At 47.7% G+C, this 25867-nt stretch carries 23 protein-coding genes, 3 tRNA genes and 1 rRNA gene (1 of these 27 only partly in view); 26 read left to right on the top strand and 1 reads right to left on the bottom strand.

Annotated elements, in window-relative coordinates; all coding sequences use genetic code 11:
• The 17 genes from DW819_RS03205 to DW819_RS03125 all read left to right on the top strand — a co-directional run.
• A 23S ribosomal RNA gene (locus DW819_RS03205) occupies positions 1-2680 on the top strand; it begins 307 nt to the left of the window's first position.
• 391 nt (positions 2681-3071) lie between these two features.
• Entirely contained in the window at positions 3072-3509 is a 438-nt protein-coding gene (locus tag DW819_RS03200) for a MarR family transcriptional regulator (RefSeq protein ID WP_118732030.1), read from the top strand.
• Positions 3506-4849 (top strand): MATE family efflux transporter, encoded by a 1344-nt coding sequence (locus tag DW819_RS03195; protein WP_118732029.1) that lies wholly within the window; start codon positions 3506-3508, stop codon positions 4847-4849. Before DW819_RS03200 ends, DW819_RS03195 begins: the two co-directional genes overlap by 4 nt.
• A gap of 173 nt (positions 4850-5022) precedes the next feature.
• A complete protein-coding gene (locus DW819_RS03190; protein WP_243025529.1) occupies positions 5023-6759 on the top strand; it encodes a DUF5722 domain-containing protein in 1737 nt (578 codons plus the stop codon).
• A gap of 326 nt (positions 6760-7085) precedes the next feature.
• Positions 7086-7158: transfer RNA gene (locus DW819_RS03185), tRNA-Asn, on the top strand.
• 39 nt (positions 7159-7197) lie between these two features.
• Positions 7198-7269: transfer RNA gene (locus DW819_RS03180), tRNA-Glu, on the top strand.
• A 33-nt stretch (positions 7270-7302) separates the two neighbouring features.
• Positions 7303-7373: transfer RNA gene (locus DW819_RS03175), tRNA-Cys, on the top strand.
• 137 nt (positions 7374-7510) lie between these two features.
• The gene (locus DW819_RS03170) at positions 7511-8194 is read left to right on the top strand and encodes a zinc ribbon domain-containing protein (protein ID WP_118732027.1); all 684 of its coding nucleotides are present in this window, start codon (positions 7511-7513) and stop codon (positions 8192-8194) included.
• Between the two features lie 154 nt (positions 8195-8348).
• Positions 8349-9269, top strand: a complete 921-nt coding sequence (locus tag DW819_RS03165; RefSeq protein ID WP_118732038.1) for a phosphatidylglycerol lysyltransferase domain-containing protein — start codon at positions 8349-8351, stop codon at positions 9267-9269.
• A 169-nt stretch (positions 9270-9438) separates the two neighbouring features.
• The gene (locus DW819_RS03160) at positions 9439-10500 is read left to right on the top strand and encodes a GNAT family N-acetyltransferase (protein WP_118732026.1); all 1062 of its coding nucleotides are present in this window, start codon (positions 9439-9441) and stop codon (positions 10498-10500) included.
• Positions 10501-10595: 95 nt separating this feature from the next.
• Positions 10596-11333: an NAD-dependent protein deacylase gene (locus DW819_RS03155; RefSeq protein ID WP_118732025.1), complete on the top strand. Its 738-nt coding sequence runs from the start codon at positions 10596-10598 to the stop codon at positions 11331-11333.
• Positions 11334-11353: 20 nt separating this feature from the next.
• Entirely contained in the window at positions 11354-12367 is a 1014-nt protein-coding gene (locus tag DW819_RS03150; protein ID WP_118732024.1) for an aldo/keto reductase, read from the top strand.
• A gap of 53 nt (positions 12368-12420) precedes the next feature.
• Positions 12421-12630, top strand: coding sequence for a DUF951 domain-containing protein (locus tag DW819_RS03145; RefSeq protein WP_118732037.1), 210 nt, complete (start codon positions 12421-12423; stop codon positions 12628-12630).
• 190 nt (positions 12631-12820) lie between these two features.
• Positions 12821-13114: a 30S ribosomal protein S6 gene (gene rpsF, locus DW819_RS03140; protein WP_118534144.1), complete on the top strand. Its 294-nt coding sequence runs from the start codon at positions 12821-12823 to the stop codon at positions 13112-13114.
• Positions 13115-13155: 41 nt separating this feature from the next.
• Positions 13156-13620, top strand: a complete 465-nt coding sequence (locus DW819_RS03135; protein WP_118534145.1) for a single-stranded DNA-binding protein — start codon at positions 13156-13158, stop codon at positions 13618-13620.
• Between the two features lie 51 nt (positions 13621-13671).
• Positions 13672-13938: a 30S ribosomal protein S18 gene (rpsR, locus tag DW819_RS03130; RefSeq protein WP_118534146.1), complete on the top strand. Its 267-nt coding sequence runs from the start codon at positions 13672-13674 to the stop codon at positions 13936-13938.
• Between the two features lie 171 nt (positions 13939-14109).
• Positions 14110-14355 (top strand): hypothetical protein, encoded by a 246-nt coding sequence (locus DW819_RS03125; protein WP_118732023.1) that lies wholly within the window; start codon positions 14110-14112, stop codon positions 14353-14355.
• Between the two features lie 73 nt (positions 14356-14428).
• Here DW819_RS03125 and DW819_RS03120 read toward each other — a convergent pair whose 3' ends face one another.
• Positions 14429-15577 (bottom strand): DUF4317 domain-containing protein, encoded by a 1149-nt coding sequence (locus DW819_RS03120; protein ID WP_118732022.1) that lies wholly within the window; start codon positions 15575-15577, stop codon positions 14429-14431.
• Between the two features lie 232 nt (positions 15578-15809).
• Here DW819_RS03120 and DW819_RS03115 point away from each other — a divergent pair, with 232 nt between their 5' ends.
• From DW819_RS03115 to DW819_RS03075, 9 genes are all read left to right on the top strand, one after another.
• Entirely contained in the window at positions 15810-17852 is a 2043-nt protein-coding gene (locus DW819_RS03115) for a DHH family phosphoesterase (RefSeq protein WP_118732021.1), read from the top strand.
• Entirely contained in the window at positions 17852-18298 is a 447-nt protein-coding gene (rplI, locus tag DW819_RS03110; protein ID WP_118732020.1) for a 50S ribosomal protein L9, read from the top strand. The genes DW819_RS03115 and rplI overlap by 1 nt, the downstream gene beginning before the upstream one ends.
• A gap of 6 nt (positions 18299-18304) precedes the next feature.
• A complete protein-coding gene (gene dnaB, locus DW819_RS03105) occupies positions 18305-19639 on the top strand; it encodes a replicative DNA helicase (protein ID WP_118732019.1) in 1335 nt (444 codons plus the stop codon).
• Positions 19640-19993: 354 nt separating this feature from the next.
• Positions 19994-21076 (top strand): TRAP transporter substrate-binding protein, encoded by a 1083-nt coding sequence (locus DW819_RS03100; RefSeq protein ID WP_243025528.1) that lies wholly within the window; start codon positions 19994-19996, stop codon positions 21074-21076.
• A gap of 73 nt (positions 21077-21149) precedes the next feature.
• Entirely contained in the window at positions 21150-21689 is a 540-nt protein-coding gene (locus DW819_RS03095; RefSeq protein WP_118732018.1) for a TRAP transporter small permease, read from the top strand.
• Positions 21686-22978: a TRAP transporter large permease gene (locus DW819_RS03090; protein ID WP_118732017.1), complete on the top strand. Its 1293-nt coding sequence runs from the start codon at positions 21686-21688 to the stop codon at positions 22976-22978. Before DW819_RS03095 ends, DW819_RS03090 begins: the two co-directional genes overlap by 4 nt.
• A 30-nt stretch (positions 22979-23008) precedes the next feature.
• On the top strand, positions 23009-24178 hold the full coding sequence (locus DW819_RS03085) for a mandelate racemase/muconate lactonizing enzyme family protein (RefSeq protein WP_118732016.1): 1170 nt from the start codon (positions 23009-23011) through the stop codon (positions 24176-24178).
• 34 nt (positions 24179-24212) lie between these two features.
• Complete coding sequence (locus tag DW819_RS03080; protein WP_118732015.1) at positions 24213-24899, top strand: GntR family transcriptional regulator; 687 nt, start codon at positions 24213-24215, stop codon at positions 24897-24899.
• A 138-nt stretch (positions 24900-25037) separates the two neighbouring features.
• Positions 25038-25814, top strand: a complete 777-nt coding sequence (locus tag DW819_RS03075; RefSeq protein WP_118732014.1) for a helix-turn-helix domain-containing protein — start codon at positions 25038-25040, stop codon at positions 25812-25814.
• Positions 25815-25867: the final 53 nt, after the last annotated feature.

The raw sequence follows: 25867 nt of genomic DNA, 5'->3' as shown, positions 1-25867 counted from the left end.
CGAGGAAAAGAAAGAAAACTCGATTTCCAAAGTAGCGGCGAGCGAAATGGAAAGAGCCTAAACCGGAGCGCGTGCGTTCCGGGGTTATGGACCGCAACAAGTGAGTCGATTTGTTAGTGGAACGGTCTGGGAAGTCCGGCCACAGAGGGTGAAAGCCCCGTACACGAAAACAATAGACAGCGAGCGGGATCCAAAGTACCACGAGACACGAGAAACCTTGTGGGAAGTCGGGGGGACCACCCCCCAAGGCTAAATACTCCTTAGTGACCGATAGCGCATAGTACTGTGAAGGAAAGGTGAAAAGGACCCCGGGAGGGGAGTGAAAGAGAACCTGAAACCCTGTGTTTACAAGCTGTGGAAGCACTTTATATGTGCAACCGCGTACTTTTTGTAGAACGGTCCGGCGAGTTACCTGTACTGGCAAGGTTAAGCACTCAAGGTGCGGAGCCGAAGGGAAACCAAGTCTTAATAGGGCCACAGTCAGTATGGGTAGACCCGAAACCGGGTGATCTATCCATGTCCAGGTTGAAGCTGCCGTAAAAGGCGGTGGAGGACCGAACACACATCCGTTGAAAAGGGTGGTGATGAGGTGTGGATAGGGGAGAAATTCCAATCGAACCCGGAGATAGCTGGTTCTCCTCGAAATAGCTTTAGGGCTAGCCTCGTGTTAGTCTCCTGGAGGTAGAGCACTGAATTCTTAAGGGGGCGTCAAAGCTTACCAAGAGATATCAAACTCCGAATGCCAGAGAGATGATGCACGGGAGTCAGACGGCACGAGATAAGTTGGGTCGTCAAAAGGGAAAGAGCCCAGACCACCAGCTAAGGTCCCAAAGTGCGTGTTAAGTGGAAAAGGATGTGGGATTTCGAAGACAACTAGGATGTTGGCTCAGAAGCAGCCACACATTCAAAGAGTGCGTAATAGCTCACTAGTCGAGAGGTCCTGCGCCGAAAATGTCCGGGGCTGAAACACGACACCGAAGCTGTGGACTTGCCTATGGCAAGTGGTAGAGGAGCATTCTTAACTGCGGCGAAGCAGTACCGATAAGGAGCTGTGGAGTGTTAAGAAGAGAGAATGCCGGAATGAGTAGCGAGATGGAGGTGGGAATCCTCCAGGCCGAATATCTAAGGTTTCCAGAGTAAAGCTGATCTGCTCTGGGTAAGTCGGGACCTAAGGCAAGGTCGAAAGACGTAGTCGATGGACAACAGGTTGAAATTCCTGTACCACATATCATCAGAACTGTGGGGACACAGGGCGATAACCAGACCCGGGAATGAAAAGACCGGGGCAAGCGAGGTAGGAGTTAAGCCGGCAAATCCGCTTAACAATCCGAAGACGTGATGCGGACCGAACAAAAGTAGGGAAGCTGGAGATTCGAACTGTCAAGAAAAGCCGCTATTGTGTGATATGTGCCCGTACCGTAAACCGACACAGGTGGATGAGGAGAGAATCCTAAGGCCGGCGGGAGAAGCATTGTTAAGGAACTCGGCAAAATGACCCTGTAACTTCGGGATAAAGGGTGCCTGCGCAAGCAGGCCGCAGAGAATAGGCTCAAGCAACTGTTTAGCAAAAACACAGGTCTATGCAAAACCGAAAGGTGAGGTATATGGGCTGACGCCTGCCCGGTGCTGGAAGGTTAAGAGGAGAGGTTAGAGCAATCGAAGCTTTGAATTTAAGCCCCAGTAAACGGCGGCCGTAACTATAACGGTCCTAAGGTAGCGAAATTCCTTGTCGGGTAAGTTCCGACCCGCACGAAAGGCGTAATGATTTGAGCGCTGTCTCGACAATGCACCCGGTGAAATTGAAATACCAGTGAAGATGCTGGTTACCTGCGCCAGGACGGAAAGACCCCATGGAGCTTTACTCCAGCTTGATACTGGGATTCGGTTATACATGTACAGGATAGGTGGGAGGCTAAGAAGTGAGGACGCCAGTCTTCACGGAGCCGCTGTTGGGATACCACCCTTGTGTGACTGGGTTTCTAACCTGCAGCCGTGACCCGGCTGGGGGACAATGTCAGGTGGGGAGTTTGACTGGGGCGGTCGCCTCCGAAAGGGTATCGGAGGCGCTCAAAGGTTCCCTCAGAATGGTTGGAAACCATTTGCAGAGTGCAAAGGCATAAGGGAGCTTGACTGCGAGACCGACGGGTCGAGCAGGTAGGAAACTAGGACTTAGTGATCCGGTGGTATAAAGTGGGATTGCCATCGCTCAACGGATAAAAGCTACCCTGGGGATAACAGGCTTATCACTCCCAAGAGTTCACATCGACGGAGTGGTTTGGCACCTCGATGTCGGCTCATCGCATCCTGGGGCTGAAGTAGGTCCCAAGGGTTGGGCTGTTCGCCCATTAAAGCGGTACGCGAGCTGGGTTCAGAACGTCGTGAGACAGTTCGGTCCCTATCCGGCGTGGGCGTAGGATATTTGAGAGGAGCTGTCCTTAGTACGAGAGGACCGGGATGGACTGACCTCTGGTGCATCGGTTGGGTATCAAACCCATGGCCGAGTAGCCAAGTCGGGACGGGATAAACGCTGAAGGCATCTAAGCGTGAAGCCCCCCTCAAGATGAGATATCCCATACGCAAGTAGTAAGACCCCTTGAAGACGACGAGGTAGATAGGGCAGAGGTGGAAGCATGGTAACATGTGCAGCTGACTGTCACTAATAGGTCGAGGGCTTAACCAAGACGGTTTAGGTAAAAGAAAACGGATGAAATTCAATATGTGGTTTTGAGGGTACATAGATGAGAGGCTGGAAGAGATTCCAGTCTTTTTTTGTTATGAAGAACAATCGGCGAAAATTCCTCAGTTTTGTTTCTTAGGCAGTCGGCGAAAAAGAAAGCAGTTTATGCGAAAAAACGAAGGAAAGTTTCAATATTTGAAGTATCGTTGACTTTTATTATTTCTTCTCTTAATATACTTAGGAACCGAACTATTACGAAGGCTATTACAACTATCAGAAGCGGAAACGCAACAATTGGTGAAGCAATAACGTATCGACGAAAAGAAACTACGGACAAACAAAAGTCTGCAAAGGCGGAGTCAGAAACAAAGGCAGAAAGGTGTGACATGGATTTATGGAAACAGGAAAAATGATCAACTGTATTTCGAATCGGCTTCGGAACCGCTCGCAGGAAGTACATACGCAGCTGGGCATCGGAAGTGCGCAGGGGAAAATCCTGAACTATGTTCTGGTTGAGTCAGAGGCACATTCCGTATATCAAAAAGATCTGGAGCGGGAATTTGGTCTGCGACCATCTACGGTAACGGAAATGCTGAATGCATTGGAGCAGAAAAAATTGATCCAGCGGGTATCGGATGAATGGGACGGACGATATAAAAAAATCGTATTTACCGAAAAAGCGAGAAGCATGAAAGACCGGATTCGGCAGGAGGTCGAGGAGACGGAGCATTTGTTATTACAGGGAATCACGGAACAGGAAAAGCAGGAATTTCTGTGTATTGCAGGAAAAATGCTTCAAAATCTGGAGGCAGAAAGGACGAATGAAAAATGAATGCAAATGAGAATGCGGAAAATGAATTAATGGCCCGGATGAAGGTTTCTAAGGCAGTTGCGACAATGGCGATCCCAAGTGTGATCAGCAGCCTAGTTACGGTTGTTTATAATATGGCGGATACCTTTTTCGTTGGACAGACGGGAGATCCGCTTCAGGTTGCTGCAGTCAGTCTTACGAATCCCATCTTTATTTTATTTATGGCGTTTGCAAATATGTTTGGCATGGGCGGCAGTGCTGTGGCATCTATGGCACTTGGAGAGCAGAATCAGAAGCGTATGAAACAGGTTTCTACATTTATCACGTATGCGTCATTGGCCGTTGGGATTCTCTTCGCACTTGTGTTAGTGGGATTTATGCAGCCAATCCTGAGTATTTTTGGTGCCAATGAAGAAACTTATGCGCTGGCACGCGGATATGTTTTTCATATTTCTTATGGAGCACCGTTTATCATCTGGTCTGCAGCAGCCAGCTTTGTAGTGCGTTCTGAGGGTGCCAGCAAAGAGGCGATGATCGGCAGCATGATCGGTACCATTGCCAATATTGTTCTGGATCCGGTTCTGATCAGTGGATTTCATCTCGGTGCAGCTGGTGCAGCAGTTGCTACTACTTTGGGAAACATACTGGCGAGCCTGTATTATCTCTGGTATTTCGTGAAAAAAAGTAATAATTTTTCTATTGGGATCCGTAATTTCACATGTCGGTACGGTATTTTCAGCGGCATTTGTTCCTGCGGTCTCCCAACAGCTATTTTTTCAACTTTAATGAGCGTTTCCACAATTGTATTAAATCAGATTTTAGTCGCATATGGAAATGCACCGGTAGCGGCAATCGGAATCGTATTCAAGGCAAATATGTTTATCACATTTCTGCAGATGGGACTTGCAAACGGAGTGCAGCCCCTGCTTGGTTATAATTTTGGATCCGGCGATAAAAAACGTTTTCAGGACATTGCGGCATACACAAAAAAATGCTGTATCGTGATTGGAATTCTGGCGACACTTCTGTTCTTTGTATTCCGCAGACAGATCATCGGCTTGTTTATCCAGGATGAGGAAGTCATCATGTATGGTGTCAGAATGCTGATTGCATACATGCTTTCTGGGCCTGTCATCGGAATCCTGTTCATGAATATGAACTGTATGCAGTCTGTAGGAAAAGCGTTTTGGGCGACTATTTTATCGGTGCTTCGTCAGGGGGTACTTCTGATCCCGCTTTTATTTCTGCTAAATGCGCTTGGTGGTTTAACCGGCGTCATTTACGGGCAGGCACTGACGGACTATATTGCAGTCATTTTATCGGTTTTGATGTGGAGAAAATGCATTGTGCAGTTGCCGTAGAATCATAAATCATTACTTTCTTCCATAGAATTCTGCAAGAAAATCTTAAATCAATGTAAGGGAAAACCTACTTGAACCAAATGGATTCCGTGCTATGATAATGGAGTGAAAATGGCAAGTCGAAATATTTTGCTGTTTATGACATGGATTGACAGAGATTGGAGGCAGAAGATTTGAAAATAATATGGAAGTATTGTATCTCGTTATGCTGTATGGCGGCTGTATTTGCCGGGGCCGGCAGCGTAACAGCAATGGCAGAGACTGCGGATGCAGCTACGGTGGAAACTCAGGCAGAAAGTCAGGCGGCAAAGCCTGCACCGACAGAATTTGCCCATATAACAAGCTGCGAAGTGACAGGTGGCAATCAGGTAAGCATCAAAGGTCAGATGGAAGGAAGCTGGTCGGATCCGGCATACTATGATAATTATCTGTATCTTTTTGAAATGAAACCGTATCAGAGGGATTTAAAAGGCCGAACGGATTACGCTGCATGGATCACAAAGGGAGATGAATTATCGTTTCAGCTTCCGCTGAATCATGGAACGCAGGAAGACAGACTGTATTCCAGTTTTGTTGTAGCTGTCTATGATGGAAGTGAATATACCATTGTCAGTAATGAGGCTTATGTGGCAAATCCAGAAAGTGTTGCAAAATACACAGATCCGTATAAGACTGCGCAGACAAAAAAAGGACTTCTGATCCAGACGACACCGGCTATGCTTTCGGATGCGTTTTCCCTTGGCGTAAACCATGTGATCGTCAATATTCCGTTCAACCACATTTTGGGCAGCGGAATTGATTATGAGTATGATGGGAAAACTTACCATTTTAATAAAGATGTGCTTGCCGTATACGATGACACCATTAAGAGAATGTCGGAAAAAGATATGACTGTTACTGCGGTTATCTTAAATGGCTGGAACGACAGCACGCCGCAGTTGTATTATCCGGGGGTTACAAAGCAGCCGGCTTCCGTTGCAAACTATTATGGTTTTCATGTTGCGACGGAGGAAGGATATGAGTCCCTGCGTGCGATTGCTGCATTTTTGGCAGACCGTTACGGAAGCAAATCTTCTCCATATGGGAGAGTGTCCAACTGGGTCATCGGCAATGAGATTAATAATCAGCTTTGGAACTATATGGGACCTATGAGTCTGGAAAGCTATATCAATGAATATCAGCGGGCATTCCGCGTGTTCTACACAGCAATCCGCAGTACCAGCCAGAGCAGCCGTGTCTTCTTCTCAACGGATTATAACTGGATGCACGAAGCGGATGGCTCGTTGACATATAATGCCAAAGATCTGCTGGATGCATTTAATAACCAGATGATCCCGGGCGGTTCCATGGACTGGGGATTAGCATATCATCCGTACTCGATTCCGTTAACGGAACCGGAATTCTGGAATGACCGCGAAACCGGACTGATCAAGGATGATGCGTCTTCACCGGTTGTAAATATGCTGAATTTAAGCGTTCTGACAGATTATCTGCAGCAGGCTCAGTTCCGTACCCGTTCTGGTGAAGTACGCCATGTGATCCTTTCTGAACAGGGCTTTACATCCACCAGTGCAACGCGTGGCACGACAGAAGATCTGCAGGCAGCAGCCATTGCTTATGCATATTATATTGCCGACAGCAATCCGTATATCGATGCATTTATCATGAGCCGTCAGGTTGATGCGCTTTCTGAGATGGCAGCATCCCAGGCGTTTGGTCTGTGGCATTGTGATACCAGCAAGACCAATGATATCGTAGCAACCATGCAGAAGCCCTCCTGGCTGGTATATAAAAATATCGACAACAAGGCATCCACCCTGGAGACCACAGAGAAATACAAAGCCCTGATTGGAATCAGCAAGTGGAGTGATGTGGTTCCGAACTTCCGTTGGAAGAGTCTTGAAAAGTAGATTTTCATACGAGTGAGGATTTTGCTGTAAGCAAAAACAGAATGAATAAACGAACAGAATCGTGGCAAACTAAGAAAGCACCGGAGTTCATCCTGAATGGATAGAAACCTAGTGCTTTCTTATTTCGCAGGAAACCGTGCCTCAGTGCGGAAGTATGCCAAGGTATATTCTTTTTATACCAGGTAAATTAAAAAATGTGTCTTTTGAAGTGAAAATGAACGTGTTACTCAAGTAAATAAAAATTTTTAAAATTTTGAAACAAATTGCTTGACAAAAAAGCACCCATATCATATAATACCTGTGTTGCCTGTCAACGAGCAGCGTATTCCTCGATAGCTCAGTCGGTAGAGCACGCGGCTGTTAACCGCGCTGTCGTAGGTTCAAGTCCTACTCGGGGAGCTCACATGTTTTTTATATGTGTAAATAGAATATATGAGAGGCCCCATGGTCAAGCGGTTAAGACATCGCCCTTTCACGGCGGTAACACGAGTTCGAATCTCGTTGGGGTCATTTATCAGAGAAATCTGATAAGCAATTAAATATGGCGACATAGCCAAGTGGTAAGGCGTGGGTCTGCAACACCCTGATCACCAGTTCAAATCTGGTTGTCGCCTCTCTCTGAAAACCTCGGAAACCTAGAAAAATCAAGGCTTCCGGGGTTTTTGCTTATTCTAAAAAGTGTTTGCGTTTGTTTGCTGCTGAAAAAATGATCCGTAAGTTTCCAGAATAAAAAAGAAATGGGGCGGTGTTTATGAATGAAAATTCATTTAAGGTGGTCCTGATTGCGACAGCAGTTCTGCTCATGGGGCTATTGGTTGCACAGATACGGCGGAGGACACGCCGGTTCCTGAATTCAGCGGAAGTATGTTTGCTGCGGGAATTGGTTCGCAGTGCACAGGCTGGGGAGCTGCAGCAGGAGGATCAACCAAAATCTCTTAGCGGGATGACCAGTATTTATCTTCCACAGATTCTGCGGGATTTTCCGGAATTTAACTGGGAAGAACAGCAGGCAGCAGTGGAAGCAAAGGTACAGCTTTTTCTGGAGGCGCAGAATGTGGAGGCTGCAGGCGCGGTCTGGATTCACAGAACGGTGATCAGCCGGTATCAGAAGTATGGAGGTACAGCCAGTATCCTCTGCGAGACGGCAGCAGAGTACTGGCCACAGGCAGAAAACGGTCATGTGTGCGGAGGCGTGTATAGGAAACAGGAACCCCAGAAGATGACGCAGGTTCATAAAAAACAGACAGTTTGTGCGGCGGAATTGCTTTATGTGTATGATCCCGGCCTGTCTGGGGCAGCTACCTCTGTGATCTGCCCGAACTGCGGCGCCCCGGTGGAAAAGCTTGGTGCAAAGCAGTGCCGTTACTGCGGTTCTGTGTTGCATGTGTCCGGGATAATGGCCTGGACCGTGCAGAATGTTCGGGAACGGATTTGAGAAATATAAGGAAAGATTATGGAGACAGTAAAACAGAACCATGAAAAAATTCGGTATATTGATTCCGGGAGCAGCTCACGCTATAATAAGAAAGTATGACGGAATCGGAAACGAGAAAAAGGCAGAAGCCTCTGTCTAAATGGAAGGAATTGAAATGACAGATTTGAAATTTAAACCAGTTGAAGCAGAAGATATGAAGTTGCTGGCGCCTTATTTTGGTCTGCGCCCTAATAAAACCTGTGACAGCGTACCGCTGGACAGCTTCATCTGGCGAAAATATTATCATGTACAGTATGCCATTCATGAGAATAAGGCACTCTTATGGCTGATGAGGGAAGGTGGCATAATGCACAGTGCCATGCCGCTTTGCAAAGAGGAGGACCTGAAAAAATATTTTGATATGACCGTGGAATATTTTAATCAGGTGCTTCATATTCCCTTAAAAATCTATTTGGCAGATGAGGAGGCTGTGGAGTATCTTCATCTGAAAGAATCAGATGATTTTGTAGTGACCGAGCAGGTGGATCTGAAGGATTATCTGTACGATGGCGAGGCAATGCGTAAGCTTTCGGGAAAGAAGCTTCACAAAAAGAAGAATCATCTGAATGCATTTTTAAAAGAGTATGAGGGCCGTTATGAGTTTCGTCGTCTCTGCTGTTCAGACCGGGATGATGTATGGCATTTTCTGGACCGCTGGAGAGCGGGCAAAGGCGATGAGGTAGAGCAACATCTGGATTATGAGGTGGAAGGAATCCATGAGATCTTAAGGCAGTGCCTGGAGCTGGATATCCGGATGTCCGGTGTCTATATTGATGGAAAGCTGGAAGCATTTACGATCGGAAGCTATAATCCAGCGGAAAATATGGCGGTGATTCATATTGAGAAGGCAAATCCGGAAATTCGCGGATTGTATCAGTTTATTAATCAGCAGTTCCTGATACAGGAATTCCCGGATGTGACATTGGTAAACCGGGAAGATGATCTTGGCCAGGAAGGACTGCGACATGCCAAGATGTCTTATAATCCCTGTGGCTTTGCAAGAAAATATCTGGTACAGCAAAAGAACTTTAAATAGGATGTGTGGTAACTATTCAGTAGGTCTGCGCATTTACTGCGCTGACCGTAAGAAAACATAGGATGGCAGGCAAAAATCCCATTGCCGCAGGCAATTTTCATGGATTTTTGCTCGTGACTGTGAAGGTACTGAACAGTTACGATGTGTGTTACAAAAAAGAGAGGCGGCTATGATAAGATATCTGGATAATCGGGAGAAAGGCCTGACGAAAGAATTGTGGCGGGAAGCATTTCCGGAGGATTCTGAAGATTTTCTGGATTACTATGACCATGAGAAAATGAAGGAGAATCAGGTTCTGGTCCGGGAGGAAGCAGATAAGATTCAGTCGATGCTTCATTTAAATCCCTATCATCTGCAGGTTCGGAATGCAGAATGGGATATAGATTACATTGTTGCAGTGGCGACCAGAGCAGATATGCGCCATCGGGGCTATATGCGCAGTCTGCTGCTTCAGATGATGGAAGATATGCGGAAGAGACAGCTGCCGTTCTGTTTTCTGATGCCGGCGGCAGAAGCTATTTACACACCATTTCAGTTTGCCTTTGTTTATGACCAGCCAGTCTGGAAACTGAAAGAGCAGGTGAAGCTGAAACGTGCTGTGATAGAAGGAACTGAGGCGTTAAGGCTTGCGGCAGACTGGATGCAGCACTGGATGGAGCAGCGTTACGAGCTGTTTACGAGGCGGGATGAAGCTTATGTGAACAGTCTGCTTCAGGAAGTGAAGAGTGAAATGGGAAGTCTGGAGTTCCTTTACGATCAGGATCACCTTGTTGGAATACAGGGTGTCTGGGGACGAGAGAAAAAAGAACAGCGTCTCCTGTATGCAGAAAACGGATACACAGAACTTGAAATGAAAAAACCAGCTATCATGGCCCGGATCATAACGCCGGAGACATTTGTGCCGGTAATCAGGCTGCGGGAAGAGGCTCAGCCGGAACAGATGAAAATTTGTCTGGAATTAGATGACCCGCTGATTTTTAAGAATACCGGTAAATTTATCTGGACATTAGATCATGCAGGCTCTCAACTGGAAAGACTGACCAGCCGGATAGAAAACATGGAGGAAACCCTGGCTCAGACAGACTGGGAGAATGACCGTGTGCTGCATCTGCACATCGGGGAACTGGCACAGTGGTTGTTTGGTTACCGGGTTCCGGAGGCGGTAAAACGGTATGCAGGAGCGGAGCAGATTGATGTACTGAAGCAGATCTTTTTGGATGAGATTGTGTAACGTATGATAAACCAGCTGCACGAAAAAATGCTGTCTGGCAACGGTGTATGCAGACGTGGCAAAAAATAATGCGGCAGCGGGAAGGAGCGGAAGTGATGGATCAGATCATGAAAGAGCGTGTGGATCTGCTGGAACAGTGGATCCGCAAGAGTGATAATGTAGTATTTTTCGGTGGTGCGGGAGTTTCCACAGAAAGCGGAATTCCGGATTTTCGCAGTGTAGACGGTCTTTACAATCAACAGTATGATTATCCGCCGGAAACCATCATCAGCCACAGCTTTTACCGGAGAAATCCGGAAGAGTTTTACCGGTTTTATAAAAATAAGATGCTGTTTCCGGAAGCGAAACCCAATGCGGCACATCTGGCCTTAGCGAAGCTGGAGCAGCAGAGAAAGGTACGTGCGGTTATTACCCAGAACATTGATGGATTACATCAGGCAGCGGGAAGCCGGGAGGTGCTGGAACTGCATGGTTCTGTCCACAGAAATTACTGCACCCGCTGTGGAAAATTCTTTGATCTTTCCGCAATTTTGGAGATGGAGGGCGTGCCGCGCTGTGAGTGCGGCGGTATCATCAAGCCGGATGTAGTTCTTTATGAGGAAGGCCTGGATCAGACCACGCTGCAGAGGGCGGTCCGCTACATACAGGAGGCAGATGTTCTGATCATCGGCGGAACGTCCCTGACCGTGTACCCGGCAGCAGGACTCATTGATTATTATAAGGGGAAAAAACTGGTGCTCATCAATAAGACCGCTACGCCAATGGATGGCCGGGCAGATCTGGTGATTAATGAACGGATTGGTGAAGTGTTCCGGCGCTTTTTGGATTCATAGAAAACGGGGAGGACAAATCGATGTATCAGGCAGAGGAATCACGTTATGACAAGATGAGCTATAAGCGCTGCGGAAACAGTGGGATTCTGCTTCCGCGAGTGTCGCTTGGCATGTGGCAGAATTTTGGAGCAGAAAAGCCGCTCCCTGAACAGAAGGAGATTATTTTCCGGGCCTTTGATCTGGGAATTACCCATTTCGATCTGGCAAACAACTATGGCGCACCAAATATTGGAATGGCAGAAGAAAATTTTGGAAAAATTTTTGCAGAAGATTTCAAGCAGTACCGGGAGCAGCTTCTGGTTTCGACCAAGGCCGGATATGATTTCTGGCCGGGCCCATATGGTAACTGGGGATCCAGAAAATATCTGATGTCCAGTCTGGATGCCAGCTTAAAACGCATGAAGCTGGATTATGTGGACATTTTCTATCACCATCGTCCGGATCCGGAAACTCCGTTGGAAGAGACCATGGGCGCATTGTCAGATATGGTGCGGCAGGGTAAGGCATTGTATGTAGGAATTTCCAATTATCAGGCAGAGGAAGCGGAACGGGCCATTCAGATTTTAAAAGCAAATGGAACGCCGTGTCTGATTCATCAGGCGAGATATAATATGTTTGAACGTTGGCCGGAACAGGGGCTGTTTGATGTTCTGACAGAAAACGGAACCGGCTGTATTGCCTACAGTCCGCTGGCGCAGGGCGCGCTGACAGACCGCTATCTGCATGGAATTCCGGCAGATTCCCGGGCGTCCAGACAGGGCACTACCGTAGGAAAACGGTATATGCATGAGGACCAGCTTGCCAAAGTGGCAAAGCTGAATGAGCTTGCGAAGGAGCGTGGCCAGAGTCTTGCACAGATGGCACTTGCCTGGGTGCTGCGCAGAGATGAGGTAGCCAGTGTCCTGATCGGAGCAAGCCGCGTCAGCCAGCTGGAGGATAATGTGGCGGCCCTGGAACATCTGGATTTTGATGAGGAAGAACTTACAACGATCGATACGATTCTTGGGAAAGATCCGGGACATATGATCCGGTAGGAAATTTATGGAAAGAATTGCAGGAAACAGCGAAAGAAAAATGGGAGCGATATATGGATCAGAAATGGAAATTTGAAGTGGGTGATGTGGTAAAGCTGAAAAAACCGCATCCCTGTGGAAGCCATGAATGGGAGATTCTGCGGGTGGGCGCAGATTTTCGCTTAAAATGCATGGGATGTGGCCATCAGGTCATGACTGAGCGGAAAATGGTAGAGAAGAATGCCCGTGGGCTCATCAAAGCGGTGGAGAGAGAAACTCGTTAACAGACAAAGCGTGCAGGCGTACCCGGAAAATCGCGAAAAAACTTGCGGAAACCACAAAAAAACTTACGGAATCTGCAAAAAAGTGCTTGCTTTTATATGGTAAGTCTGCTAAAATATTTATCCGTGACACATTAAAATCCTTGCTCTTGAAACTGAAGTCAAGGGCCAGAGACCACAAGGAGGTAAAGCAATGAACAAATACGAATTAGCAGTTGTTCTGAGCGCAAAACTCGAAGATGAAGAGAGAGCTGCAGCACTGGAGAAGGTACAGGGTTATATCACCCGCTTCGGTGGCACTGTAACAGGCGTTGATGATTGGGGCAAGAAGAGACTTGCTTACGAGATTCAGAAAGCAAAAGAGGCTTTCTACTACTTCATCAAGTTCGAGTCTGAGAACTCTGACTGCTCTAACGAAGTGGAAGCACACATCCGCATCATGGAGCCGGTTGTCAGATATCTTTGCGTAAAGCAGGACGAGCAGTAAGTAATAGATAACGACCAGCTTAAAAAAGGAAGAGTGATGGTATGAATAGAGTAATCCTTATGGGAAGATTGACCAGAGACCCGGAAGTTCGCTACACCCAGGGAGAGCGTTCCATGGCTGTTGCAAGATACACTCTTGCGGTGGACCGCAGAGGACGCCGTAACCAGGACGGAAACGAGCAGACTGCCGATTTTATTAACATCGTGGCATTTGACAGAGCAGGTGAGTTTGCAGAGAAATATTTCCGTCAGGGGATGCGTGTACTGGTATCCGGACGTATCCAGACTGGCAGTTACACCAACAAAGAAGGTCAGCGTGTTTATACCACAGACATCATCGTAGATGATCAGGAGTTTGCGGATAGCAAAAACTCTGCAGGCGGAAATGGTGATAATGGCGGTTATGGCTATCAGCCGACCTCCAGACCGGCTCCGACCAGCGCAATTGGCGATGGCTTCATGAACATCCCGGATGGTGTGGAAGACGAAGGACTGCCGTTTAACTAAATCGCATTTAGCTGAGACGGCACGAATCATTTGAAGAAGGAGGCAGTACCAATGGCATTCAATAAGACTGATAAAGCAGATGGCGCTAAGGTAAGAAGAGGCGGCATGCGTAGAAGAAAAAAAGTTTGTGTATTCTGCGGCGATAAGAACGGCGTAATCGATTACAAGGATACCAACAAGCTGAAAAGATATGTATCTGAGAGAGGTAAAATTCTTCCGAGAAGAATTACCGGTAACTGTGCTAAGCACCAGAGAGCTCTGACCGTTGCTATCAAGAGAGCACGTCACATTGCTCTGATGCCGTACACCATGGAGTAATCCACAAGATACGGAATAAGAATTCAGAAGAGACTTTATGCAGGGAACTGTGTAAGGTCTTTTTTTGTCTTACATTCCTTCTGGAATTTGGATGGAACCGTTGAATCTATCATGTGCCGGTGTTACAATGAAAACGACTGATAAAACAGACAAAAAAGGAAGTGCATATGTATGGAAGTATTGATGGGAATATTTGTAAAAGCATGTGTGGCAGTAGCTGTTGGGGTGATCTGCCTGGCTGGTCTGATTCTTTATTCAAAAAAGAAAGATCGGGAAGATGCACAGAACGCAGGAGCCGGCGGATCTCATGACACAAACTCAGCAGAAAGCCAGAATGCGGCAGCTTCACATATGACATGCAGCGGCGATTGCAGTAAATGTTACAGCCATTGCAGCTCAGAAAAAAAGAATTTGTAACAGAATACGCCAAAAGCGCGGCCATATGCCAGTGCTTTTGGCGTATTCTGTGTTATGGCTTGAACGGAATGTTTTATTCTTCCTTTGTTTTGGCGGCCGTACCGGACGTCACGGCAATTCCGTTCACTTCTACACCGCCGTCAATGGCAATGACCAGACACTGGCGGCCATCGATTTCTCTGGTTTCGATTAAGTCAGTGCGGTCCGGATTAACCTTGATGATGACATCCGGGGTCTTGACCTCGAAGGCGCGGGTGTTTGCAATGTTGCTTGCGTAGATGGAAGCTTTTTCGCCTGCAGTTTCATCGAAGCTCTGATCAAAAGCAGCAAGCTGTTCTTCTTTAATCCCACTGTTTTCCAGAAGATTGCGGACCTGATATTTGTCCAGGACGAGTGGTTCCGGTTCATCCTTATGTTCCTCGATCAGTTCGCTTAAATTTTCATGGATGGTTTTTACTGTTTCGTAGTCGCAGGCGTCACCGAGGGTTTCTTCGATGATGGTCTGGAAGGATTCCTTCTGATAACCAGCCGGAAGCGGAAGCGGGCAGCCGAGCATCTGCTCAATAAAGGCATCGTGCAGGTCATCGCTGTCCTTGGAATAGTACAGAGTGCTGTGCAGGTCGGTGGAGCGGTCATTGAAGGCCGGGAAAAGGAAACCGAGCTGCGGCATCTGGACTACCCAGTCACGGATGCGGTTCTGGAAGCTGCCCTCCAGTTCATTGTAGCTCAGGCCTGGCTTGGACAGATCTACCGGGCAGATAGAGCAGAGAATGTAGCTGTAAACCTCATCAGAGGCATCCTCCATCTCAATGCCGTCGGAAGTCTTTCCCGGGATATCATAGGCATCGTGGATCAGCAGGATCAGATAGTTGCCCACATAATCGTAATTCTCAATGATACGGTCATAGAACGCGTCTAAAAGTGTGTCATTCTGCAGGCGGCTGTTGCGCAGCTTTAATAGAAACTCATGAGGACCACCCTCCTCCTCAGCTGCCAGCGGAAATTCCAGGTTAATGAGGTTTTTCCCCAGTGTACCGGACAAATTTTTTCGGAGCAGTTCAAAATACTTGAACATATCCTCTTCCGGGAGGGATAAAAAGGCCTCTTTAAAATCTGCTTTTTTATTCTTTTCGCCGTCCACATAGCAGCCGCAGATGCGGGAGATGGAGCAGTTGGCCGGGGTAAACTGGCGTTTGATCTCAGCAATTTCTTTTTTTATCATAAGGCAGATCTCCTTTGTATACATGGTAAATCGTGAATCTGGACTCTTATTTTATCACAGAAACGGATTTAGATAAAGGGGAAGTCAGAGCATCGGTAAAATCTGTCTGCTGTTTGCAGAACATGCGAACAGTAGACGAAATAGGGCAGCTATGGTATAATTCAAAGATAGGCGGCAGCTAAAAGCTGGCCGACAGCGGCAGATCCGTTCGGATCTGATAAGGAGAAAACGTATGAAAGAGAACATAAAAGTCCATGGGCAGCTAAAAGGGTATTTGAGCTGGCCCCTGCTTCTTTCCGTGTTTATGGTCTGCGCCAACATCGCGGCCGGGTGTGTCAGCCGCATTGGCGGTCTGGTCATGATCCCTTTCACGATCAGTTATCTGGGCGTTGCCATGTGGATCTTTTTTTACAGCAAAAAAAGAATCCTGGGCGGTCTGGTAGACTTTTCTGCGGAATATGCATGGATTCAGAAGCAGCTGCTTACAGGACTGGCCCTGCCTTACGCACTGGCAGATGAAGACGGCAGGATTGTCTGGGCCAACGATGAATTTCAGGCGATCACCGCCCTGGAAAAAGGAAACTGGAAGAGTTTGCTTACCATGTTCCCGGAAGTCACAAAAGATGATCTGGCAACCGATGAGGATCCGGTCAAGGTGCATACCGTGTTTGGAGAGCGTCGGTTCCGTATGGAGCTTCAGCCAATCTATGTGAGCAGCTCGGAACAGGAGGAAATTCAGGCGGTCATCAGCCGCCAGAAGCTTCTGGCTGTGTATTTGTTTGATGAAACCGAGATTCTGCGGTGTCGTCAGCAGATCACAGATGAAAAGATGGTAGCCGGTATCATCTATCTGGATAACTATGATGAGGCACTTGAGAGCGTGGAAGAGGTGCGCCGTTCTCTGCTGACTGCTTTGATCGATCGTAAGATCAATAAATATATCGGTGCGGTAGATGGTATCTTAAAAAGCATCGAGAAGGACAAGTATTTCTTCGCTGTGAAACAGAAATATATGGAGCAGATGCAGGAGGAACGATTTTCTATCCTGGAAGATGTTAAGACGGTTAACATTGGCAATGAGATGGCGGTTACCTTAAGTATTGGTATCGGCATGAATGGGGACAGCTATGCGCAGAATTATGATTCTGCCCGTGTAGCCATTGATATGGCACTTGGACGGGGCGGAGACCAGGCAGTTGTGAAGGACGGGAGCCGCATTCAGTATTACGGCGGAAAGTCCCAGCAGCAGGAGAAATCTACCCGTGTTAAGGCCCGTGTCAAGGCTCATGCCATGCGGGAACTTATGGAGACCAAGGATCGCATCCTGATCATGGGACACAAGTTAAGTGACAGTGATGCATTTGGTTCAGCCATCGGTATTTACCGTATCGCGACTGCGCTGAATAAGAAGGCGCATGTGATTATTAACGAAGTCACCACATCAGTCCAGCCGATGATGAATCGCTTCCTGGACAATCCGGATTATCCGGAGGATCTGTTTCTGACCGGCGCCCAGGCGGCAGAGCTGGTGGATGCCAGTACCATGCTGGTAGTTGTGGATGTAAACCGGCCCAGTATCACCGATGCGCCAGAGCTTTTGAAGCTGGTGAAGACCATTGTCGTGATGGATCATCACCGTCAGAGCAGCGAGGTGATCAGCAATGCAGTGCTTTCCTATGTAGAGCCGTATGCGTCTTCCGCCTGTGAGATGGTAGCGGAGGTGTTGCAGTATATCGCAGACGGTATTAAGATCAAGGCAGCAGAGGCAGATGCCATGTATGCCGGTATCGTGATCGATACCAACAACTTCACCAATCAGACAGGTGTGCGTACCTTTGAGGCTGCAGCATTTTTGCGTCGGAACGGAGCGGATGTAACCCGCGTACGCAAGCTGTTCCGGGATGATATGCAGGATTATAAGGCAAGGGCAGCAGCTATCTCCTCTGCGGAGATCTACAGGGAGGCATTTTCTATCGGGGTATGTCCGTCGGAAGGACTTCCGAGCCCGACCATTGTCTGTGCCCAGGCGGCCAACGAGCTGCTTGAGATTAAGGGTATCAAGGCTTCCGTGGTCATGACAGAGTATCATGGCCTGATCTATTTAAGTGCCCGCTCCATAGATGAAGTCAATGTACAGGTTATGATGGAGAAGCTAGGCGGCGGCGGACATCGTACCATTGCCGGAGCACAGCTTTCCGGTATCAGTATGGAGGAAGCCAAAGACCGTGTGAAAGCGGTTATTGATGAGATGTTACAGAAGGGAGATATATCATAATGGAAATTGTATTATTAGAGGATGTTAAGGCTTTAGGAAAGAAAGGCCAGATTGTAAAAGTCAATGACGGATATGCAAGAAACTTTATCCTGCCGAAAAAGCTGGGTGTTGAGGCAACTTCCAAGAACTTAAACGACTTAAAGCTCCAGAAGGCAAACGCTGAAAAGGTAGCAGCAGAGCAGCTGGCAGCAGCAAAAGAGCTGGCAGAGAAGATTGAGAAGCTTACCGTAACCCTGAAGATGAAAGCCGGAGAGGGCGGCAAGGCATTTGGTTCTGTATCCAGCAAGGAGATTGCAGCAGCGGCAGCAGATCAGCTAAAACTGGACATCGACAAAAAGAAATTGGTTCTTCCGGAGCCGATCAAGACTTTCGGAAACCATGAGGTTCCGGTAAAACTCCACAAAGATGTGACTGCAAAATTAACGGTCAAAGTAACGGAGGCGTAAGGTTTTATGGATGAGGCATTGATGAAGCGTGTGCTTCCACACAGTGTGGAAGCAGAGCAGTCGGTAATCGGCTCTATGTTGATGGACAAGGATGCCATCATTGCCGCATCGGAAATCATCACAGCTGCAGATTTTTACCAGCAGCAGTATGGCGTCATGTTTGAGTGTATGGTGGAGCTGTTTAATGAGGGTGCCCCGGTAGATCTGATCACTTTGCAGAACCGCCTGAAAGAGAAGGATGTTCCGCCGGAGGTCAGCAGTCTGGAGTTTGTGCGGGACATTATTACCACGGTTCCGACCTCAGCCAATGTTCGTTCCTATGCGAATATTGTGTACGAGAAATCAGTGCTGCGAAAGCTCATCAAGGTCAATGAGGAGATTGCTAACACCTGTTACGCCGGTAAGGAGCCGCTGGAACAGATTCTGGCAGGAACCGAAAAGACGATTTTCGACCTTCTCCAGAACCGAAATTCCGGTGATTTTGTGCCGATCCGCCAGGTGGCATTGAATGTTCTGGAAAAGATTGAGACGGCTTCCAAGAGCCAGGGAACGGTAACAGGTATCCCGACTGGCTTTATTGATTTGGATTACAAGACATCAGGCATGCAGCCTTCGGATCTGGTATTGATTGCGGCGCGTCCATCTATGGGTAAGACAGCGTTTGTCTTAAATCTGGTAGATCATGTGGCAGTCCGAAAGGGACTTCCATGCATGATCTTCAGCCTGGAGATGTCCAAGGAGCAGTTAGTTAACCGTATGCTGGCCATGGAGTCCAATGTAGATGCACAAAAGCTGCGTAACGGTAACCTGACAGATTCTGACTGGGATGCGGTCGTGGAAGGCATCGGCGTCATCGGTAATTCCAAGATGATCATTGATGACACACCGGGTATTTCCATTACTGAATTGCGTTCCAAGTGTCGGAAGATGAAACTGGAATACGGCCTGAGCATGGTCATCATTGACTACCTGCAGCTGATGACAGGAAGCGGCGGCAAGAGCAGCGAAAGCCGTCAGCAGGAAATTTCCGAGATTTCCCGATCCTTAAAAGCACTGGCACGAGAAATCAATGCGCCGGTTATTGCTCTGTCGCAGTTAAGCCGTGCCTGCGAGACGCGAACCGACCATCGGCCGATGCTTTCGGATCTGCGAGAGTCCGGAGCAATTGAGCAGGATGCTGATGTGGTCATGTTCCTGTATCGCGACGATTACTACAACAAAGATACTGATACTCCGAATATCGCGGAGGTAATCATAGCCAAACAGCGTAACGGTCCGATTGGAACCGTGAACCTGCTGTGGCAGCCGGAATTTACCAAGTTTGTGAACCTGGCAAAGTAAAACTAGATCTAAAATTTCGAAAGACGGGCAGAAATGCAGAGCGCGCAGAAATGCGAGCTCGGTGTTTCTGCCTGTCTTTCTGCATTTTTATTGGGAAAAAGAGATGAATATTTTGATGGAGTAGTAATATTTGCGAAAATTTAAATAATCGGGTCTAATTATAAAGCGCATAAAATGTCTGCGAAATGTAAAAATTAGACCTAAAATTGTTAAAAATGCATAAAATATTGGGTGGTATTTTAAAGAAAATGAACATGGACAACGGATGCAAGAGTGTATATAATAAACCCAGATAGCAAATTAGATCTAATTTAAAACGCGAACAATATTTTACAAATTAAAAGGAGAGGAATTATGAAGTTAAGAAAGGTAATGGCAAGCGTATGCTGTATGGGTTTAGTAGCAGGATTGGCAGGCTGCGGCGGAAGCAAGGAGGCACCGGCAACCACAGCAGCAGCGGCTGCAGAGGCTGATCAGAAAGAAGAGAGCAAGGATGACGCAAAAGCGGCTGCTCCGGCTGCAGACGAGAAAAAGTTCCAGATCGACCTGGCAACCGCATATGCAGCAGATGGCCCAGCTGGTATCGCACTGGACAAGTTCGTACAAGATGTAGCTGACAAGTCCGGCGGTTCCATTGAGATCAGCCTGTTCACAGACGGAACTCTGGGAAGCGCATCTGACAACTATTCTTCCGTAGCGAGTGGTGACCTGGATATGACCATGTCCGGTCTGGAAGGCCTTGATCTGTACGCACCAGAGTACACCTTCCTGGACGCGCCGTTCCTTCTTAAGAACCCTGAGCATCAGAAAGCCCTGTTAAACAGCGGTATCGGTGATAAATTAAAAGAGCGCTACGAGGAAAATGGCTTTGTAACTCTTGGCTGGCATCAGAGAGATATCCGTGAACTGGCATCCAACAAGGAGGTTAAGGAGCCAGCTGATGTAAATGGCCTGAAACTTCGTCTCCCGGGCATGACCGTATATGTAGATACCTGGAGCGCACTGGGCGTAAGTTCCACTACCGTAGCAATGAGTGAGCTGTACACTGCACTGCAGACCAAGGTTGCAGAGGCTTGCGAGGGTGGTTACGAGCAGATGGATACTTTAAAACTTTATGAGGTTCAGAAGAACATTGCTGAGACCGATCATGTATATGAGTTCGTAGGACTTTACATCAACAAAGACCTCTATGATTCCATGAGCGACAATCAGAAAGAAATCTTAAACAGCTGTGCAGAGGAAGATCTGGCATATGCCGATCAGCTGGCAGAGGAGAATCGTGAACAGTACAAGAAAGATTGCCTTGACGGTGGCATGACCCTGGTGGATGTAGACCGTGATGCTTTCCGCGATGCCCTGACCGATTACTACAAAACACAGTTTGAGTCCAAGTGGACTGTAACTACTTATGATGAGGTAATGAGCTACGCAGAATAAGGCTTATGGCAGGGGCGCTGAGCTGGAAAAGTTTAGCGCCCTTTCTATATAAAGAAATAGGAGGCATGAATTAATGAAACAGATTGCTCGCTGGTATTTGAAAATAGTAGAAGCGATATGTGTATGTTTGTTACTGGTAATTCTGGGATGTATGTGTATTCAGATTGTATGCAGACTGTTTACCATCGGTCAGAACTTTACAGAGGAGCTTTCCAGACTGGCTTTCAGCCTGCTGATCTTTCTCGGAGCGCCGCTGGCTCTGACAGAGGGTGCTGATATTTCCGTTGATATGGTAGTCAACATTTTACCGAAGGGAATTCGTAGAGTCGTTGATACCCTGGTAAATCTTCTGATTGCAGTATTTGCATGTCTGTGCATGCGCAGCCTGGTTACCTTCATCGGAAGCAACAAGGGCGTAACTGCGGTTTCTATGACTTGGATTAAGATGAACTGGCTGTATTATGCATTCTTTGTTTCTTTTGCGTTCCTGGCTGTAGTTGCAGTTGTGAAGGCAGTTATGTCAGCCCTTGGAAAGAATGAGTGCTTTGATATCAATGCGGAAGAAAAAGAACAGGCAAGAAAAGAAGAGTCGGAGGTGGATCTGGGAATATGAAAACCATGATTGTTGTTATTCTTATTTGTATGCTGCTGCTGTTCCTGCTGAAAGTTCCGGTATACATCAGCATGGCGTTGACTGGATGTGCGCTGATGATGGCAACCTCAGGAATGAAATGGAGTATTCTGACACAGTATCTGTACACTGGAACAAACTCCTTCACACTGCTTGCAATCCCGCTGTTCCTTTTAGCCGCAAAGCTGATGAACACCGGTGGTATTACCAAAAAGCTGTTTGCGTTCTGTATGAAAGTAGTAGGCTGGCTGCCTGGCGGTCTTGGCCATGTAAATATTTTATCCAGCGTGATTTTTGCTGGTATGTCCGGCACCGCAGTATCCGATGCCGGCGGTCTTGGAGCCATTGAGATCAAGGCCATGAATGAAAATGGATTTGATAACGATTTCTCCTGCTGTGTAACCGCAGCTTCCTCCACCATGGGACCAATCATCCCGCCGAGCATTCCGCTGGTTGTATACGCAACCGTTTCCGGTGCGTCCGTAGGAGCCCTGTTCATGGCAGGTATTGTTCCTGGAATCGTTATGGCACTGTTAATGATGGTTGTCGTAACCATTTACGCAATCAAGCGTCATTATCCGAGAACCAAATTCCCGACCTTCCATGAGTTTGGTCATGCATTAAAAGAGGGGTTTTTACCGCTTATGGCGCCGATCATCCTTCTGGTTGGTATTTACGGCGGTGTATTCACTCCTACTGAGAGTGCTGCAATCGTCGTATTATACAGCCTATTTCTGGATGTGGTTGTATACCGTGAGTTGAGCTTAAAGAAATTTATCGCTATTTTAAAGGAGACCGTAAGAGATTCCCTGACCATCGCTCTGATCATTGCAGGCGCAACCTTCTTCGGTTATGTAGCTACCCGTGCCAAAATCCCACAGATGATCCTGACTTCCATGACCAGTGTGGTATCCAGCAAGGTAACGCTGCTCCTGATTATCAATGTATTTCTGCTGATCGTAGGCTGCTTTCTGGAGACTGCATCTGCAATCACCATCGTAGTGCCGTTGATCCTTCCGCTGCTGACAGCCTATAATATCAACTTGACTCAGTTCGGTATCATTATGGTTCTGAATTTAATGATTGGTCTGCTGACACCGCCGTTTGGTCTGGTTCTGTTTGTAATCAGTAAGATAGGCCACATTTCCATTGGCCGCTTCTCCAGGGCACTGGTTCCGTGGCTGGGCGCGCTGCTTGCTGCACTGCTTCTGGTAACTTTTATCCCACAGCTGAGCCTGTGGTTCCCGACTATGCTGGGAATGAGCGTTTAATTATAAGAAGAAAGATGAGGAAACGATGATATGAAGATTACAGCAATTCGGGGAATTATGTTGCGCTGTACCTGTTCGCCCATCAGCGATGCGTTGTCTACCTCGACTGCCAGACAGGCACTTCTGGTAAAAATCGAAACCGATGCTGGACTGTACGGAATCGGTGAGGCATTTACCTATGGCGCTCCGCTTAAGATTATGAAATATCTGGTGGAAGAGCAGCTGGGGCCGATGCTGATCGGCCAGGATCCGACAGAGATTGAAAAGCACTGGAATACCATGTACTGGCGCACCATTGCTCATGGCCGCAGAAGTATGACTATGGGAGCCATGAGCGGCATCGATATCGCACTGTGGGATCTACTTGGAAAAGCAGCCCATATGCCGGTATGCAAGCTGCTGGGCCAGCATCTTGACCGGGTACCGTCCTATGCCAGCGGCGGTTTCTATGCTCCGGGAAAAGACCTGCATAAGCTGGAGGAAGAACTGGAGCACTACAAAGACCAGGGCTACCGTGACATGAAGATCAAGATTGGCCGGACGCTGGAGCGCTCCAACGCACCCCTTACCTATATGGCAAATCAGGCTTGCGCAGTCAGTGTTGAGGAAGATTATAAGCGGATTGAGGTTGCAAAACAGATCGTTGGTTCCGGAAAACTTCTGGTAGATACCAATGCCTCCTGGGATGCGCAGACCGCGTTATCATTCGCACCGGAGCTGGCACGCCTCGGCGTGGCATGGCTGGAGGAGCCGATTCCATTTGAGGATATCGAAGGAATGAAGAAACTGAATGCTGCAGTTCCGCAGCTTCATGTCATTGGCTGCGAGACCCAACAGGGCGTGAAGAATTTCCAGCACATGGCGCAGGAAGATGCGATCAGCATTGTACAGCCGGATGTCGGCTGGGCTGGCGGCATCACCGAGTGCCGAAAGATCGGCGCTATGGCGCAGGCGATGAGCAAACCGATTTCCCTGCACTGCTTTGGTTCTGCTGTACTGTTTGCGGCAAGCCTACATCTGGCAGCTGCGCTTCCGAATACGGAGATGATGGAGTCTGAGGAGAATCCGAACCCGTTAAAGACAGACATCATGAAGGGCAGCTTTGAGACAGACAGCCAGATGAGCTTTTTCGTACCGGAGGGAGACGGTCTGGGCGTTGATTTAGACTGGTCGAAAATGGAAAAATATGTTATAAAGTAATTAAAGATACGAAAAGCAACTGGAGAGTGGAGAGATGGGAGAGATACGCACACGAACGGAATTGTTAGCCGATGAGATCGCGCAGAAAATACGGCAGAAAATACAGAAACAGGAATACGCTCAGGGTGATCGCCTGACTGTGCGCTGGCTATGCGAAGAATTTGGTGCCAGTGAGACGCCGGTGAAACAGGCATTAAACCAGCTTGTGTCAACGGGACTTGTGGTTTCCATTCCGAAATGCGGCATGCGTGTGCGCACTTTTACTTTTCAGGATATGAAGAATAACTGGGAAGCCCGGCTGATGATTGAACAGTTTTGCGCTGCTGCGGCTGTAGATACCGTACGGCGCGATGAGCAGTTCATCAGTAATGTGCGGAAACTTCTGCAGGTAACTAACGAGGCTTATGAGAAATGTATTCAGGACTACACAAAGGAAAATTTCAGCCATCTGTCCGAATACGACCGGCGGCTTCATACGGAAATCATCAAATGCTGCCAGAATGACCAGATCGTGAACATGTATGAAAGCCTGAATGTTTATGCAGGTATGTTCACTGGTTTTACATGTCATAATAAAGAAACATTACGAGGTGTTCAGTGGGAGCATACGAACATCGTAAACCAGCTGGAACTTTGCGATACGGAAGGTTTAAAAAAGGCACTGGAGCAGCACGTGTATTCCACAATCCAGATCTACCGGCAGGCAGAGAATGAACAATAGAAGAATTGGAGCATTACAAGAGATGAGTCCTCGGATTCATCTCTTTTTCTTTTCCCCCTTAAGCATAATTCTGAGGACTGGTTCATAGTATTAAATAAGCTGTATGAAATTATGGAAAGACCTTAAGGAGAGAAAAGGATGGCTGAGAGACGTTACTCCATATCCCAGGCCAGCAGGCTGGTGGGGGTGGAGAATCATGTGCTCCGTTACTGGGAGGACGAGCTGCATCTGGAGATACCGCGGGACAGAAAAAATCAACGGTATTATACAAAGCTGCATATTGAGATGTTCCAAAAGATTAATGAGCTAAAGGAAAAAGGGTATCAGCTGAAGGCAATTGAACCGGTGTTAAAAAGGATGCTGGCTGGAGAGCAGGAATTGGATCTCAATGAGGTCCTGAGGCAGAATGCTGCGGAAATTCTGAGACAGACATCGACCGGTGCGGCGCAGCTGGAGCCGGAAACTGTGTATCGTTATGCGGCGGAAACCGGCCAGGATATGGCAACGCCAGATAGTATGAATGAGGAGAGTGTGGAGAGCAATATGGACGGGGAAGCAAAGACAGAGGTAGCAGCCAGAATGGAAGAAGAGCCTGCGGTAATGTCGCATCAGGAAAAGCTGGATCAGTTTCAGCAGCTCATGAACCACATCATAGGCAATGCCATTGGACAGGCTATGAGGCAGAATAATGAAGCTCTGAGTGAGGAAATCAGCCGTCAGGTCAACGATCGTATGGTGCAGGAGCTGGAGTACATGATGCGGATCAGTGACGAGAAGGAGGAAGAGCGGTTCAAAGCGCTGGATGAGCTGCTGCGGGCCCATCAGAAGGAAAACAAGGGAAAGGCAGAGGCGGCAGCGGCAAGAATGCCGTTTTTCCGGAAAAAGAGATTCGGACGGAGTGGGAAGAAGTTATAATAAAAAGCGTGTGGAGACGATTGTTCGTTCCCACACGCTTTTTCGATGCGTTT

The sequence above is a fragment of the Clostridium sp. AM33-3 genome (assembly GCF_003480315.1).
In the GTDB taxonomy this organism is placed as follows: Bacteria; Bacillota; Clostridia; order Lachnospirales; family Lachnospiraceae; genus Brotaphodocola.
Note: the sequence above shows the minus strand (reverse complement) of the source record. Positions and strands in the feature narration are given on the sequence as shown.